General features: G+C 40.0%; 15 protein-coding genes. 6 read left to right on the plus strand and 9 right to left on the minus strand.

Annotated elements, in window-relative coordinates; genetic code table 11:
- Positions 1 to 90: 90 nt before the first annotated feature.
- From D0469_RS18585 to hemE, 4 genes are all read right to left on the minus strand, one after another.
- Positions 91 to 1,626, minus strand: coding sequence for a solute symporter family protein (locus D0469_RS18585; protein ID WP_117328230.1), 1,536 nt, complete (start codon positions 1,624 to 1,626; stop codon positions 91 to 93).
- A 14-nt stretch (positions 1,627 to 1,640) separates the two neighbouring features.
- Positions 1,641 to 1,982 carry a DUF485 domain-containing protein gene (locus tag D0469_RS18590; RefSeq protein WP_117328231.1) on the minus strand — a complete coding sequence of 114 codons (342 nt, stop codon included), beginning with the start codon at positions 1,980 to 1,982 and terminating at the stop codon, positions 1,641 to 1,643.
- A 307-nt stretch (positions 1,983 to 2,289) separates the two neighbouring features.
- Positions 2,290 to 3,219, minus strand: coding sequence for a ferrochelatase (gene hemH, locus D0469_RS18595; RefSeq protein WP_117328232.1), 930 nt, complete (start codon positions 3,217 to 3,219; stop codon positions 2,290 to 2,292).
- Between the two features lie 88 nt (positions 3,220 to 3,307).
- On the minus strand, positions 3,308 to 4,351 hold the full coding sequence (hemE, locus tag D0469_RS18600; RefSeq protein WP_117328233.1) for a uroporphyrinogen decarboxylase: 1,044 nt from the start codon (positions 4,349 to 4,351) through the stop codon (positions 3,308 to 3,310).
- A gap of 471 nt (positions 4,352 to 4,822) precedes the next feature.
- On the opposite strand from hemE, the gene D0469_RS18605 reads away from it, so the two are divergent.
- The 4 genes from D0469_RS18605 (at position 4,823) to D0469_RS18620 (ending at position 9,366) form a co-directional block, all read left to right on the plus strand.
- Positions 4,823 to 5,335, plus strand: coding sequence for an antibiotic biosynthesis monooxygenase family protein (locus tag D0469_RS18605; RefSeq protein WP_117328234.1), 513 nt, complete (start codon positions 4,823 to 4,825; stop codon positions 5,333 to 5,335).
- Between the two features lie 240 nt (positions 5,336 to 5,575).
- A complete protein-coding gene (locus tag D0469_RS18610; RefSeq protein WP_117328235.1) occupies positions 5,576 to 6,970 on the plus strand; it encodes a hypothetical protein in 1,395 nt (464 codons plus the stop codon).
- Positions 6,971 to 7,240: 270 nt separating this feature from the next.
- A complete protein-coding gene (locus tag D0469_RS18615; protein WP_117328236.1) occupies positions 7,241 to 8,437 on the plus strand; it encodes a M20 family metallopeptidase in 1,197 nt (398 codons plus the stop codon).
- Positions 8,438 to 8,553: 116 nt separating this feature from the next.
- Positions 8,554 to 9,366: a nucleotidyltransferase domain-containing protein gene (locus D0469_RS18620; RefSeq protein ID WP_117328237.1), complete on the plus strand. Its 813-nt coding sequence runs from the start codon at positions 8,554 to 8,556 to the stop codon at positions 9,364 to 9,366.
- Between the two features lie 206 nt (positions 9,367 to 9,572).
- On the opposite strand, the gene D0469_RS18625 is transcribed toward D0469_RS18620, so the two are convergent.
- Positions 9,573 to 10,283, minus strand: coding sequence for an EcsC family protein (locus D0469_RS18625; protein ID WP_117328238.1), 711 nt, complete (start codon positions 10,281 to 10,283; stop codon positions 9,573 to 9,575).
- Between the two features lie 753 nt (positions 10,284 to 11,036).
- Between D0469_RS18625 and D0469_RS22190 the strand changes: the two genes are divergently transcribed.
- Positions 11,037 to 11,309 carry a superoxide dismutase family protein gene (locus D0469_RS22190; protein WP_117328239.1) on the plus strand — a complete coding sequence of 91 codons (273 nt, stop codon included), beginning with the start codon at positions 11,037 to 11,039 and terminating at the stop codon, positions 11,307 to 11,309.
- A gap of 166 nt (positions 11,310 to 11,475) precedes the next feature.
- On the opposite strand, the gene D0469_RS18635 is transcribed toward D0469_RS22190, so the two are convergent.
- The 4 genes from D0469_RS18635 to D0469_RS18650 form a co-directional block, all read right to left on the minus strand.
- The gene (locus tag D0469_RS18635) at positions 11,476 to 12,150 is read right to left on the minus strand and encodes an NAD(P)H-dependent oxidoreductase (protein WP_117328240.1); all 675 of its coding nucleotides are present in this window, start codon (positions 12,148 to 12,150) and stop codon (positions 11,476 to 11,478) included.
- A gap of 1,052 nt (positions 12,151 to 13,202) precedes the next feature.
- A complete protein-coding gene (locus tag D0469_RS18640; RefSeq protein ID WP_117328241.1) occupies positions 13,203 to 13,337 on the minus strand; it encodes an FbpB family small basic protein in 135 nt (44 codons plus the stop codon).
- 547 nt (positions 13,338 to 13,884) lie between these two features.
- A complete protein-coding gene (locus D0469_RS18645) occupies positions 13,885 to 14,694 on the minus strand; it encodes an endonuclease I family protein (RefSeq protein ID WP_117328242.1) in 810 nt (269 codons plus the stop codon).
- A complete protein-coding gene (locus tag D0469_RS18650; RefSeq protein ID WP_117328243.1) occupies positions 14,691 to 15,656 on the minus strand; it encodes a S8 family peptidase in 966 nt (321 codons plus the stop codon). Before D0469_RS18650 ends, D0469_RS18645 begins: the two co-directional genes overlap by 4 nt.
- Before the next feature lie 382 nt (positions 15,657 to 16,038).
- On the opposite strand from D0469_RS18650, the gene D0469_RS18655 reads away from it, so the two are divergent.
- On the plus strand, positions 16,039 to 16,281 hold the full coding sequence (locus D0469_RS18655; protein WP_117328244.1) for a hypothetical protein: 243 nt from the start codon (positions 16,039 to 16,041) through the stop codon (positions 16,279 to 16,281).
- Positions 16,282 to 16,460: the final 179 nt, after the last annotated feature.

Here is a 16,460-nt window from a genome sequence, read left to right on the forward strand (position 1 = left end):
GGGACTCACACCCTATAGACTGCACCCATGCCGGGCGCACAATAAAGACCCTCAGCGGAATTTCCGCTAAGGGTAATGGTTAGCCTAACTCTACAAGCTTTTAATGCCTGTGTTCGCCTTAACAAGGATTTCATCAAATTTCTTTTCATCCGCTTTTTTGCTTGATAGCAATGTGCCGACCACGGCTGCAATGAAGCCTAGCGGGATAGAAACAATTCCTGGATTGCTAAGTGAGAACAGCGGCTCGCCAACCAAAATGGCCACACCTGCTTCAGGAGACCAAACATTTGGCGATATTGCGACAAGAATAAGTGCACTAAAAAGTCCAACTACCATTCCGGTCACAGCGCCTGTCGTGTTAAAGCGCTTCCAGAAAATAGTAAGCATAATAATTGGCAGGTTTGCACTGGCCGCTACCGCAAAAGCCAGGGCAACTAAGAATGCAACGTTCATCTTTTGTGCAAACAGCGCCAGTATAATTGACAAAATGGACACCCCAATAGAAGCCCATCTTGCTGCAACCACCTGCTCCTTATCAGTAGCTTTCCCCTTTCGGAGGATATGGCTGTAAAAATCATGGGCAAATGCCGATGCTGCAGATAAAACCAAGCCAGCAACAACTGCAAGTATTGTTGCAAATGCCACTGCAGAAATAAAGGCAAACAAGAAATCTCCCCCAAGGGCTTTAGCAAGCAATGGAGCTGCCATGTTTCCTGCTGCGTTTGCTGCAACGATTTCGTCATACCCAACAAAAGCAGCTGCACCAAACCCCAAGAAAATTGTAAAGACATAAAAGATTCCAATGATCCAGGTTGCGTAAACTACCGATTGACGTGCTGTGATGGCATCTTTAACGGTGAAGAAACGAATTAAAATGTGTGGAAGTCCTGCTGTGCCCAGAACAAGTGCAAGATTTAGAGAGATTGTATCTAACGGGTTTTTAAATTTATTCCCCGGGTTTAAGAAGTTTTCACCTAAAGGAGTGGCTGTTTGCATTTGTCTAAACATTTCAGCTACACTGAAGTCAAATTTTGCAAACACGATGAAGGAAATGATAAATGTGCCTCCCATTAATAAAACAGCCTTAACAATTTGTACCCATGATGTTGCCATCATGCCCCCGAAAACAACATAAATAGTCATAAGAATTCCAACGATGAGGACGGAATAAACGTAATCGATTCCAAGCAAAAGCTTTATTAAAGCTCCTGCACCAACCAATTGAGCTATCATATAAAAAATAGAAATAGCGATGGTATTCATGGCCGCTACGCCCCTGACCTTTTTCTCATCAAACCGGGCCGCAATCATGTCAGCCATAGTATACTTACCCAGATTCCTCAAAGGCTCAGCTACTACATAAAGAACTACCAAGTAAGCAACGAGGAAACCAATGCTGTAAAAGAAGCCATCAAACCCTGAAAGCGCTACCATTCCAGCGATCCCTAAAAATGATGCAGCTGACATATAATCACCAGCAATGGCCAAACCATTTTGCCAGCCTGTTAAGCTGCCATCTGCAGTATAAAAGTCGCTCGAGGTTTTTGTCTTTTTTGAGGCCATATACGTGATTACCAGTGTTAATGCAACAATGATTAAAAATAATGTAAATGCTAATCCATTCATACTATAGCCCCCTTTTATTTACCTGTTTCAGCGCTTATTTTTTCTACAATTTCATCAAATTTGGCGGCTTTTCGTGAATATATTATGCAAAGTGCCCAAGTCATAATAAACTGCGCCCCGGCAAATACCCAAGCCCATGAAATGGCTCCTATTGCCGGCTTATTTAGAACGGAAGTATAGGATGTCAGAACAGGCAACGTAAAATAGAAAATCATAAAGAAGATTGACATAGGTAAAATAAAATTGCGTTTCTGGCGCATCAGTTCTTTAAAAGAAGCTGAAGCCACAATGCTTGAATAGTTAACTGATTCCGTTTCCGAGCTTTTTTTCGCAAGCGAATTTTGATTATTCACCATGATAATCCCCCATTCATGTTTTGTATAAAACTGCCCTCCTTAATAGATTTTTCTTGTACGATAATATTATAATATAATTCAGAATAGATTGTAAATTCTGTGCTATAACAAAAGACATTTTTACCATAATGTAAATTATATTAACCATGCTTCAAGATAGCTGGAGCATATTGAAAAACAAGCAAGGCTATAACTTTAGATGTAAAAAAAACCGCCCGTTAATACGGACAGTTTCTGTCTGAATCATGTTTTCAGTAAATATGGCGTTCACGATTTTTTGTTTTGCTTTTGAGATTATAAACTCGTGTTATGCTAGTTTCTTTAAAATAACCTCAGCCAATGCATCGATGAATTCTGGATTTGTGTTTGGCATGTCCGGACGGTAGTAGGAAGCACCGATTTCATCAGTAACAACCTTGCATTCATAGTCGTTGTCATAAAGTACTTCCAGATGTTCTGAGACAAACCCTGCCGGCACATACACAAACGCTTTATAGCCTTTTTCACGGTATAGCTCCCTAGTCAGGTCCTGAACATCTGGCCCTAACCAAGGTTCTGGCGTATTTCCTGCACTTTGCCAGCCTACCGCATACTCGGTAATCCCCGCTCCATCAGCAATCATTCGAGCTGTTTCCTTAAGCTGATCAGGATATGGATCTCCCAATTGGAGTATCTTTTCAGGCAAGCTGTGGGCCGAAACGATCAAAACAGCCTGATTGCGTTCTTCTTCCGTCATCTTTCCGAAAGTTTCTTTTACTCGTTCTACCCAATAGCCGATAAACTTCGGCTCGTCATACCAGCTCTCGACGGATGTCAGCGACATCCCGCCAGCTTTTTCAATTTGTGCCTGTGCCCGTCCATTATATGATTTTACGCTGAAAGTAGAAAAGTGCGGTGCAAGTACAATGCTGACAGCTTCAGTTATTCCGTCTCGCTTCATTTCGTCTACTGCATCTTCCACAAATGGTTCAATATGCTTAAGCCCCAGGTAGGCCTTGAATTCTGCTTCATCTTGTATTTCATTGAGACGTTTTTCAAGAGCAACTGCCTGGTCCTGTGTAATTTTTGCAAGCGGTGATATTCCGCCAATTGCTTCATAACGGTTCTTTAAATCTTCGAGCATTTCAGGAGAAGGTGACCGTCCATGCCTGATATGTGTATAGTAACGTTCGATATCGTCTTCTTTATAAGGAGTTCCATATGCCATTACAAGGAGTCCTAATTTCTTTTTCGCCATTATAAATGACACCCCATTCTTTTTTGTCTATTCCTATATTTTTGTATATCCTCGCTGTTTTTAGCAATAAATTTGCTTATGGGCGTGCTTACTTAAGCTGGCTTTGGGAATATTCATGAATAAAAACTGTCAATCGTTTCAGTGTTTCCGGTTTGACCTGCGGGAACACGCCATGCCCAAGGTTGAAAATATACCCAGAAGTTTCCATCCCTTGGTCAAGGATGGCTTTCGCTCTCTCCTCAATAACCTCCCAAGGCGATAGCAGGATGGCAGGATCGAGGTTGCCTTGAACAGTTTTCGTAATGCCCATTGCTCTTGCTTCTCTGATTGGCAGTCTCCAATCTAGTCCGACAACATCAAGGGGAAGATCATGCCACTCTTTCGCCAAGTGGCTTGCCCCAACACCAAACATAATCAAAGGTACATTGTCTTCGCGTAATGCCATGAAAATACGGTTCATAACCGGCTTGATAAACGTCCGGTAATCCTCTACATTTAATGCACCGACCCACGAATCAAAAATCTGGATGGCTCTTGCACCTGCTTTAATTTGGGATTTTACATATGTAATGGTGGTTTCCCCAAGCTTGTCCATTAAAGCGAACCATGCCTTTGGTTCGGAATACATAAAGGCTTTGGTTTTATTATAATTTCTTGAAGGCCCGCCTTCGATCATGTACGACGCAAGCGTAAACGGTGCGCCTGCAAATCCAATAAGCGGAACATTCAATTGCTCAGTAGTAAGCAGCTTAATGGTTTCCAGTACGTAGGGAACATCGTCTTCAGGAGATATTTCCCCAAGCTTTTCCACATCGCTTAAGGAAGTGATCGGGTTCGATATAACTGGGCCAATCCCGGATTTAATCTCTACATCAACGCCGATTGCTGGCAGCGGGGTCATGATATCTTTATAAAGAATTGCAGCGTCCACTCCATATTGCTCAACCGGAAGCCTTGTAACATAAGCGCACAGTTCTGGCTGATGAGTAATCTCAAACAGAGAATATTTTTCTTTAATCGCCCGGTATTCAGGCTGTGACCGGCCGGCCTGGCGCATATACCAAACCGGTACATAATCCGTCTTTTCCCCCCTTGCCGCTTTTAAAAATGTTTCATTTATTTCCATAGCCATAAAAATCCACCTTTCAACCTAATAAACCGTTCTCATTATTTTAATATACTCTTAATAGAATATCATGGGCAGATAAATTTACAAATGATATATTTAAGTAAAGAGCAAGCCCCTTGGTATAAGGAAAGTCAAGGCCAGAACATCCTCACAAAGCTGTCCCTTTGTTTCGTGGCAATGTAGCGCTGCAGAAGCTTTCCTCGTCCTGCAGTAGCTCGTCGTGTAAGTCGGGCTTTATTTCTACTACGTTACTGGCCGCTGGAGCTGTACAACTGTACATGTATATATTGAGAAGGTTATAACTTCTAATACCTTAAAATATAGCCTTTTTTTACTATCCATGTATAGATAACAACACCAATTGTCAAAAATTCTCCGTTTTTGGAAAAGGGGTTTTTGTTTTTTTAAAGAGGGAAACATTAAAATATGTCTAAAACTAATGATGTTATGTAATTAGTGAAAAGAGGTGATGGTGTGTACATCTATATGACGAATGGGACCTACGAATTTATGAAAAATAAGAAAGATAAAGCAGCGGGTGAAAACATGATCTTGATGCAGAACATGGAAACAACGCTGCTGCTTCATGAAACGAACGGTAAAACAATATTTAGTTCCCCCCGTAAATTTGAATCAATCGATTCGGTTGGCGAATTGCGGCAGGGCGGCTTTATTGTGATGAATAACATACCGGTTACTGATGAAGGAAGACCAGTTTTTGAATACCGATTCAAAAACCGGGCCGGGATGATCGAGAAAGAATCTGGATTTATTGCAATCCGGGTGCTCCGCCCGCTTAATTCAGATACGTATGTAATTTTAACGCAGTGGGATAACGAACAGTCATTCCGAAATTGGCAAAATTCAAAGAGCTTTGAAAATGCCCATGCAAACAAAGCCCCTGGAGCAGGAGGCGACACTGCCAAAAAGATTTTTTCCGGTTCCTCCTATGTGACCCACTACGTATTGGCAGAGGAAGATAATTAGAAAAAACAGCTAAATTTTTATGGAACCTTGTTATATTTACTGACAAGGTTTTTATTATGTATTAGTAAACAGTTTATCTCCCCCGCTATTCCCACAGCCTTTCATTTTTCCGAGCAAAAATGAATTTGCAGTCTGTTTTCACAAACTTTTCTCATTTTCATATTGTGTAGTAGGGATTCACACGGGCGTATGTCACGGTTTGCGCTCTTTGTTTCACCTATCACACAAGGAGGAATGTTTATGGGCATAGAGCTTGTGGCTCTTCACTGGATATATATCCTGTTTATTGTTTTAATCATAGGTTTTATGATAGCACGAAGAGATACCACTCTCGTTTGTATCATAGGAATTTTCACTATTGCCCTGACTGCAACAGGAAGTTTGCCTGCTTCTGTTAGCGGCATTTTTGGGAGCTTTATCTATGCGATAACTGAGCTGCTGCCGACGATTGTTGTCATTTCGCTGATTGTGGCTATGAGCCGCGTGCTGACGAAAACCGGGATCAATGATGTAATGATTTCCCCATTTGCAAGGCTGATCAGAACTCCGGGTCTTGCTTATTGGACGATTGGAATTTTAATGATGCTGATATCCTGGTTTTTCTGGCCCTCTCCTGCAGTTGCATTGCTCGGGGCAGTATTACTCCCTGTAGCTGTACGGGTTGGGCTTCCTGCTCTTGGCGTTGCGATTGCGATGAACCTTTTCGGCCACGGGATTGCCCTTTCAGGTGACTTTATCATCCAAGCTGCGCCAAAACTGACTGCTGACGCTGCTTCCCTTCCTGTCGGAGAAGTGATAAGCGCGAGTGTACCACTTGTATTCACAATGGGCCTTGTTACAACCGTGACTGCTTTCTTTCTATTAAAAAGAGATATGAAACTGGGAAGGCTTTCAACAAAAGTGGTGGAAACAGAAAAGGATCATGATACCAAGGTTGACCACTCTTTACTTTCAAGCGGGCAAAAGAAGTTTTTCGCTTTGCTTATTCCGGTAGCCTTTATTCTGGATGTAGCTGCAATGTCTATCCTAAACCTGCAGGGTGGAGATGCCACTGCGCTGGTTGGAGGAACTTCTATATTCATTTTAATTCTTCTCTCTCTTGCAGCGCATAGCCATCGTGGACTTGAAAAAACGACAGCCTATTTAATAGATGGTTTTCAATTTGGTTTCAAGGTATTTGGACCAGTCATTCCTATTGCAGCCTTCTTCTATCTTGGAGATTCTGGTTTTATCAAGATTCTTGGAGAACATCTGCCAGCCGAGTCCCAGGGGATTGTTAATGACCTTGGTATAGCCCTGGCCCATACCGTTCCTTTATCAAAAGAAATTGCTGCTATTACCCTCACCTCCATTGGAGCCATCACAGGATTGGACGGTTCTGGCTTCTCAGGAATCTCGCTTGCGGGCTCCGTTGCCCATCTCTTTTCTGAAGCAATTGGCTCTGGCGCTGCTACACTGACTGCTCTCGGCCAGATTGCTGCCATTTGGGTAGGCGGCGGTACCATCGTTCCGTGGGCTCTTATACCTGCTGCGGCAATCTGTAATGTAGACCCCTTTGAACTGGCGCGAAAAAACCTTCTCCCGGTCGCAATCGGTCTTGTAGTCACAACCATAGTTGCGATGTTTTTAATGTAAAATGTCTGAAGCTGTATCCAGGTTGGTTTACAGGCGGAAAGCAATGCGCCTGTGCTCACCGGTGCAGCTTTTTCCATTAATAAGCTGAGGAAATTGTAACTTTTCTTTTTTCTTTTTTATTCAATTTCCACTAAGTTTTTATTTAATTTTCCTCAAGATAAACGCTTGCTTCCTTTGCTGATGAGGTGGTTTACATCCCGCTTTTTCTGCCACTGTGCTATAATTGTCATAAAATTCAACTTACTCAATTTTAAAAAAGGAGGCAGAATCATGTGTAGCAAACTTGAATCTCTTTTAGAAGACTCTATGGAAGAAATGATTTCAATTCGCCGCTATCTACATAGACATCCTGAATTATCCTTTCAGGAAAAGCAGACCGCAGCTTATATTTCCGATTACTACACAAAGCAAGGCATCAAGCATCGGACAGGTGTCGGAGGCAATGGGGTAGTTGCCAAAGTAACAGGCGCAAAACCCGGTAAGACAATAGCGCTGAGGGCTGACTTTGATGCACTGCCAATCCAGGATGAAAAAGAAGTGGCGTATAAGTCTACGGTTCCTGGCGTAATGCACGCTTGCGGCCATGATGGCCATACTGCCGCATTACTTGTCCTGGCTAAAGTGATGAACCAGATGAAGAGTGAGCTTGAAGGTACGTATGTATTCATACATCAGCATGCAGAGGAGTATGCTCCAGGAGGCGCAAAGCCAATGATTGAGGATGGCTGCCTTGACGGAGTTGATGCTATTTTCGGCACTCACCTATGGGCTACAGTTCCAACCGGAAAAATTCTTTATCGTGTTGGTCCCATAATGGCAGCAGCAGACCGCTTTGAAATCGAAATTAAGGGTCAGGGCGGTCATGGTGCACAGCCTCATACTACAAAGGATTCAATCGTTATTGCATCCCAGTTAGTACTTGCCCTGCAGCAAATAGTCAGCCGCCGTATAAATCCAATCGAACCAGCTGTTATCACTATAGGTTCTTTTACAGCCGAAAACGCGTTCAACGTGATCGCCGACAAAGCCAGGCTGATTGGGACAGTAAGAACGTTCAGTGAAGAAGTCCGTGATTTTATTGAAGCAGAAATTGAAAAAATCACCCGTGGAATTTGTCTTGCATCCGATAGTGACTACAATTACACGTATTTCCGTGGCTACCCCCCTGTGGTTACACACGAAAAAGAGACACTTCATTTAGCCGAAGTATCCCGAGGAATAAAAGAGGTCGATTTAGTTGAAGAAAAAGAACCTGAGATGACTGGCGAGGATTTCGCCTACTATTTGCAAAAGGTGAAAGGAACCTTCTTTTTCACCGGAGCAAAGGCAGAGGGAGTCGAAGTTGCCTATCCCCACCATCATCCCAAGTTCGATTTTGATGAAAAGGCAATGCTAATAGCCGCTAAAACCCTTGGAATAGCAGCGATTACTTATCACGTGAAGGAAGCCCAAAAAGCATTGGTATAAAAATTCAATCTGGCAATAATACAAAGGAATCGATGATTTTGACATTAAAGTCCACCACAAAATGAAAACTAATGCTCTTGCGCAGCTAGGGATCGAGCGAAACGAGGATAGATTTGATGAAGGAACATATTGTTAAAACCCTCAAACAAATCGAAACAGAGCATGAAGTTAAAATTCTTTATGCCTGCGAAGCAGGCAGCAGAGCCTGGGGATTTCCATCAAAGGGCAGTGATTATGATGTGAGGTTTATCTATATCCATAAAACAAATTGGTACCTATCCATCGATCAAAAAAGAGATGTGATTGAAATTCCAGCACAAGATTCTATTTCTGCCACTGTACACAATTTGCTCGATATCACCGGTTGGGATTTAACCAAAGCATTGAGGCTGTTCAGGAAATCCAATCCCGCTTTACTTGAGTGGCTTCGCTCAAATATTGTCTATTACGAAGCTTATTCAACAATTCCAAGGATGAAAGCTTTAACTAAAGATATTTTTTCACCTGTTTCATGCTTGCATCATTATTTAAATATGGCCAAAAAGAATTTACGTGCCTATTTGCAAAGCAGTGAAGAGAAAACAAAAATATATTTTTATATGCTTCGTCCTGTTATGGCTGCCAGATGGATTGAAAAGCACAACTCTATTCCACCGATAGAATTACAAAGCTTGTTAGAGGATGTTCTTCCAGAAGGGGATCTTAAAGAAGAAATTACAACTATTATCAAGCGGAAAATAGCTGGAAAAAATCTTAAAACAAAACCGAGGAATGAGGGGATTCTTCATTTTCTAACTGAAGAAATAAACTTTCTTGAAACATACACAAGGAACTTAAAGACAGAAATTCCCGATCCAACTAAACTGCTTGATCAATTATTCAGAGACTCGTTGAAAGAAATTTGGAATGAATCCACTCGCGATGACTAATAGCGGTTAGGCGGAATTATTCTATGGGCATTGGGTGCTGTCTCCCATCAATACACATAAAAAATAAAAAAACCTCCTGTGCAATGAGCCAGGAGGTGAACCATTTTTTTATTTAAGCTGCGGACTTACTATAAAATATGCAGCCGGAGGACGAGCGTATAGACACATGTCCTTATGGTGAGAAATTTTCTTATTTTTAAATGTCACTATTTATCTAACATCCTCATCCTATAACAGTTCATTGCGGTATTTCCGAGGTGCTGCACCAAATTGTAATTGGCATACGCTCCAACCATAGCTCCTATACCGGGAACCATCTGGAACATTTTTATCAAATCAATATAATCCCGGTATTCCTGCTGAAACACCCTCCAATCAACCTCAAGATACTGTTCTTTTTCTTGCTCCCAGTTTTCCAAAATACGGTATGTTTCCATTCGTTTTTCATCGCTGGAAAAAGCAAGCTGAAACACATAAAGCAGATATACACGTTCCTCATAGTCCTTTACATTAAAACCATATAGGGTTGCCATTTCAAAAAGAAGCTTCATTTTTATACTTAACAGCAGCGGGAAGTCTGCAAGTCCGAGCAAGAGTCCTCCCGCACCTGTCCCTGCGCCTTCAATCGTTGCAGTCTTCTGGTAGACAGCAATCTTCTTCATAACTTCCTTTTCCTTTTGTTCAAAAGTAAACCCGGTTACATCTTTGGCTTTTGTTGTTAAATCACTTCCGGCTAATGTTGTCTTCACCATGTTTTTTATACTTTCCGTGATTATCCCATGAATTTTTTCCGGTATAACGCTATTAATCTTATTTTGGGTAGTTTTTGAAAACCTTGATAACATCCCAGTCCGTTTCATTAGCTTTTTCTTCCATGCCTCAACTTCGTGATAAGCATTTATTTCATATACTTCCATTTAACTATCTCCTTTAATTTTCCTTTCATTATTTACGTTTATATTAATAAATAAGTTTCATTATGATCGTTCAGAACTAAAAAAGACGGGAAGCGGTTTTTAGGATGTGTGTAATTAATGAAGTTGTTTTATCGGTTCTATTTCATCCTATGTATAGCTGGGTTCAGTTTAATTAGAATCTAAAAAATAAACCATTATAAATCAATAAACGTTTTCTTCTGCTGCTAAAATTTTATTCAATGTACTTTTACTGCACTTCAGTTGATCTTTTCATTATTCACTCCATGTTTCCGTATTTTAATCGAATTATTGTTAAGCTTTCCATTTGTACCTTTGTTCTTTTTGCAGGTATACCTTGTTGTAAAACCATGGGATAATATTGTTGCTAAAATGCGCTATATTGTAAATGCTGTTAAATTTTTTCTCGTCACATTTATTCGGTAAAAATCGGGGAACTACTTTAAGGAATACATAAGTTTGTAGAGAGGGGCAAAACAAATGAGTAAATGCTCGGAAAAAGCTCTACTGCTGGCAGGCATACTCTTATTGCTTGCTGGATGTAGTGGATAGGATACGAAAATCCAATAGATGTGGAAACAGAAGAATCAGCTGCAATGTCCAAGGGAAAATCTATACAGAAGAACGTCAAGGCTTCAGCAGAAGTTAAAGATATGGAAGGCAATAAGTTCGGCAAAATATAATTTTCAGTACATGATAATCATATTATTGAAGCAAGCATGAAAGGATTGAAGCCTGGCTCATGGGTTTCATCTTCATGAAACGGGTGTTTGTGAGCCAGATGCTCCAGATGGACAATTTGCTACAGCGGGTTGCCACTTTAACCCGGCTGGTGAAAAGCATGGCGACCACAGCGGTGACATGCCGCTTCTTTATGTGAATCCAGACGGCACAGCTGAATTCTCTGCAGCTTTCAATCGTTTTACGATCGTACAATTGATGGAAAATAAATTGGCCGTGATGATACATAAAAACCGGATAACTTCGGAAATATACCTGTTCGATTAAAGGAACATACAGAAAGAAGCTGGAGAACTATGATCTGTTTTCTCCAGTTTTTTTACTGTTTTAGATAACTAATCAATGCCGTTGCTATTAAATAATGACATTTGACCGGCAAAACCTCCTGCCTTATATCGGTTCGGTTAATATCCTCGTACTAAGTTTTATTAAGTTAAACCCACAGAACTATATCATCCCTGTCCTTTCTAGTTTTAGGACGGGGTTCATTTTTCCGGTAACCGAATGCTGCCATTACGGAGACAGCTAAATGACCATCTTCAAGCAAACCTTCCTCTGCTAAAATCTTTTGGACCTTGTTAAAATGAAATCCTTCAATCGGACAAGAATCTATTCCAATTAGAGCCGCAGCTGTCATCATATTCGCCAAGGCAAGATACGTCTGTTTACTTGCCCAGTCGAATGCCGTTCGTTCATTCTCAAGAATATTGAGATCCTCTTCCTGAAACTCCCTGTATCGGATTTTCATTTGCTCAAAAACATCTTCAGGAATCTGTTTTACGCTTAGCATCTGGTTTTTTACATATTCACTATCATATTTAGTGTCTTTAATCGTTCTTGCAAGTATAACGATGAAATGGCTTGCTGTTGGAAGCTGTCCACGTGCTCCCCATGAAACTTCCCGCAGCTTATCCCGCAATTCTTTGTTTTGAATAATTAAAAATTTCCATGGTTCATAACCGACTGAGCTAGGCGACAGCCTGGCTGCTTCTAAAATAAAGTTAAAGTCATCTTCAGATATTTTTTTATTTGGGTCAAATTCTTTTGTTGCATGCCTGAATTGAAATGCTTCAAGTATTTCCTGCTTTTTATCCTCACGACTTCCCATCATGCATTCTCCTTTTGCTAAGATTGATCTTAGATAAATGAATGTGAACCGATATATTTTACAGATTACATTAATGCTCAAGTGCGTCTTCACATGATGAGCTCAATATTGCCTTCAACTCCTCTGCACTGAATTCAAGGGATATTATTGTCAATTTTAAATCTAACTATTACCAGGTCGATTATAAAGAAAGCAAAAGAAAAGACAATTTATATGCCTATGTTTTGTGAGGTGTTCTTCAGAAAGGGTTAGACAAAGGAAAAAAGAAGTAAAAGGTTGAAACATACCCTTATAAAGCCATATAAAAGTTTATTTCCTGTAAGAAAGAGAAACAAACAAAAAGCGACACTCCTTGAGTGCCGCAGTAGTTAGTTACACATGAATTGTCGTGCTATTAAAATAATGACATGTGTAATCACGAAATAAGATTCATATCAATTTACCATATTTATTGTTAATTTTAACTTTAATAACCCTTTGAAACAAAAGTGTAACTCCTCTTTATTATGAATGTCACTTCCCAGTAATGTTATATTGATATACTCAATCCATATTCCCCTTAAATATAAAACTTTGGTTGGTAAAACTGATCCAGCTTTCGGGCTGGATTATTTTATTTTAAACAAGTTATCCTTATTCTTGCCCCTCCAAAATGAGGAATTTTCATAGCCCTTTGCAGCTAATCCCCCGAAAAACCGATGCTACTCCTTTAACATTAATGTTTTAATTTACTAATTATTTCCCCCATACTAAATTAGTAAAATCTTACAAGGAGGAATAGTAATGAAAAAGCTGGTTAAATTCTCTTTCTGAATCATTTTAGTTTTTGCTTAATTAATATCAATAGGAGCGAATTTCAAAGAAGCTGTGTGATCCCGCTTCAAAGTAGATAGTCAAAACCCGATATCGTACCAATTGTCCCTCCTTCACTGAATCTGAACAAGAAAAAACACAGCTTTTATTGTCCACGGAACATGGGTTCTGGTTCAATGATATTAAAAAGCGATCAGATGTTTGATCTGACCGCTTTTTTAGAAATGTGTACTAGTTATTCATGCAAGTTTTTTAATTTCATGACGTTTTTCAATTCGTTTTTCTATACTTTCAATTGCTTTTCTGTCGTTAAGTAATTCTTGTTTATTCATTTTAACTAGTTCTTGGAACGATTTTGTATTTTTTCGGCGCATTGAGGACTCCAATCTTCTACTAAAGTAGTAATATTCAGAAAATAATTATATTTCAATAATACAACAACTTAGTGTCCTTCCACTTTAAAGTTATGACAATTTTATGAATATTTCGTGATAATCCGGCTGAAATTAGGAGAATATATGCCTATAGACTACACTCTACTATTTTCTGGCTACCGACATTACAAAAGTAACCTAAAATTCCTTTGCTTTGAAAAGATGATTCTATACCACTGCCTTTAGGCCATATGCAGACTATAAAATGACCGGAAATTTCTTACCCGCATCCTTTTTCCATATACCTCAAACAACTTACAAAATTAATCCAAATCCTTCTTAAAAAGGTTTTGACTATTTATAAACAAAAACAAAACACTCATTCTCATGAACAAAGACATGTGTATTTAGAGAACACATCCGTTCAATACAAATAAGTGTTTTCATTAATCTCTTCTGCAAATACTTTCCTTTGCACACGGTACTATAATACTGCAGTACTCAAACGACTACTGTAGATTCTCCACTTCAAGTGAGTATAACACAGTTATAATCCTAACATCTTTTCAGCCATTTCCGGATAATCTATAAATGGGTTCCTGTTTCCCTGCAGTTCATAGACTGCCAGATTGCGGTGCTTTTCATAAACTGAAACAGAAAATTGATTATGCCATTTAATTAGTAGAGGAATATTGACGTTTTTGCTGTCAATCAAGTTTATATATCGAATTAAAAAATACAATGTTGCCCTGGCGACAATTCCTTTACCGTATTCCGGTTCGAAATGGCCATCCTCTGCCTTGCCACAGCCTTCCTTTACTCCCAATATCTGCGTTTCCGGGATATAATCAGTGAAGTCAAAATAAGGATTGTTTCCGCGGCAGCTGTTGCAGCCGGGTTCACAGGCAAAAAGATGATGGAGGTCACCCCTCATCGGCTCTTTTTTGTTAAACCAAGATTGAGGAACAACATGCTCACAGTTTAATAGATTGGTTCCAGAGAAGGCGCTAAAGCCGCTTTTCCGTAATTCGAGGAGCCTGATATCATGTTCAATAACTGCTGCCGGCTCCATCCCTTTACCTGAATATAAACTCTTCAGTTTACCGTTCTCCTGTAAATCGACCCATGGGTAAACATAACGATGCGGGGAGTAATTGAGTTTTTCTGTATGCGTTTTATCCAGCAACCTATGCATACTATTTATAAGTTTATTATCATCAAATGAGATACTCTTATAGTACATATACCTGATATCGATGTCTTTATTTGCATCATAGTAGGTGCGTTTTTCTATATTCTCTTTTACAGCCATCGTCAATTCTTCCAACTCTTGTGACAGGAAGTTTGAACTTTTCATGATATATTCATCACTTGGGCGGTTAATTTCTGGCTGAATACTTGAGATAAGTGGTCAACTACGGTTAAATACAACAAACCATTTCCTTCAAGTTTTGGCGAGTTCCCCAATGGCACTGTCCGTTTAATCAGCTGTGCATATAGCTCAGGTACTGTAAGGTTTCGTTCGAAGCTTCTGTTGGAGATTTCTTTTATAAGAGCAAGGGCCCCGGATACATGCGGGGTAGCCATCGAGGTACCTCTTAATGTTGCATACTTTCCATCTAAATAGGTCGATAGTATACCTTCACCGGGAGCAACCAAGTCGACTTCGTTATTCGAATTTGTAAATTGTGAGGATCGGCGCTCCAAGTCAATCGCTCCGACACTGATAACTTCGTTATAGCATCCAGGATACGCTAACTCATCTGTTGCATCCTTTCCGTCGCCTTCATTACCCGCTGCACAGACAACAAGGATATTGTTCGCAATGGCCTTTTTAATGGCATCATGCAATTCAGGAACATCCACCGGCCCGCCCAGACTCATAGATATAACATCCGCCTTTTGTTCAATGGCGTATAAGATTCCCTTGATAATCCAATCATATTGTCCCGAACCATTCTCATCGAGAACCTTAACAATTAATAAGTTTGCTTCGGGCGAAACACCAACAACTCCAGTATTGTTCTGCACAGCTGCCACTGTGCCAGCCACATGAGTCCCATGGCCGTTGTAGTCCTTATAAATTTCAGGGTTTCCCTGGTCATCGCCAGTAAAATTCCGTCCTCCAATAATGCGATCCTTAAGGTCAGGATGGCTGATATCACAACCTGTATCCAAAACGGCTACTGTCATCCCCGCCCCCTGACTCTGTTCCCAAATCTTAGGAGCCTGAATGAGTTCAATACCCCTTGGAATTTCTGCAGCTTCATCCACTTCGTTCATAACCTGGTACGGAATTAAACGCATTTTGTGTTCCATTTATATTCCCCCTGTTTAGAATTACAATGAAGCAAACGCATGATGTTACCATTATTTTACCAGCGGAGGACACACCTAAACAGCTACCATTGGAGTGTTTTTGATAGCGGAAAGAACTATTTTCAATAGAGTGACTATAACAAAAAAATTATAGCTTCATGTTTGCAGATTGCTGAAAATGTGTATAAGTAATGAAATGAAGGTATCAGGGTTGGCATAAGGAAATATTGAAATGGTTACACCAGTGTTTTCCACAATTTGCTGTTTGACCACAAGGTTGATGGTATTCAGTCACTTGGTCTCCATGTAAATTTAACTGAATTATGAAAAAGTACGGAATCTGCAACAACCAAAATCAAACTGTACATAAGGAGGAACTAAATTGAATGAGATAACTGCCACAACCATAGGTGAACTAAAGCAGGAACTAAAACCATTTTTAACAAATAGCAATGCCCTCGATATTACAGTAAACACGAAGACACCGAATCATACAATTGATTTAGTAGGTGTGAGTGAATGGGCGAAAAGAAACTTCAAAGCTGTTCTTTATTCAGCAACAAAAGAAGATACATTAAGTAGGATGGTCCTGAAATTCAAGGAATGTGACAAAAAAATGTCCTAACGCATCTTTTCGCAAGATGGCCATGATAATATTTGGCCACTTCTTGTTTATTGCGGATTCTGGTACATCCTCAAATAAGCTTATCGCTTCCTTGAAAAATTCGTTTCCTTTTTCTATGACATTCAGTTCGACATAGTTATTCCCCTCATTGAATGTACAGTTCCTTTAAAGGATAGGTG

This window comes from Peribacillus saganii, assembly GCF_003429095.1.
Taxonomy (GTDB): domain Bacteria; phylum Bacillota; class Bacilli; order Bacillales; family DSM-1321; genus Peribacillus; species Peribacillus saganii.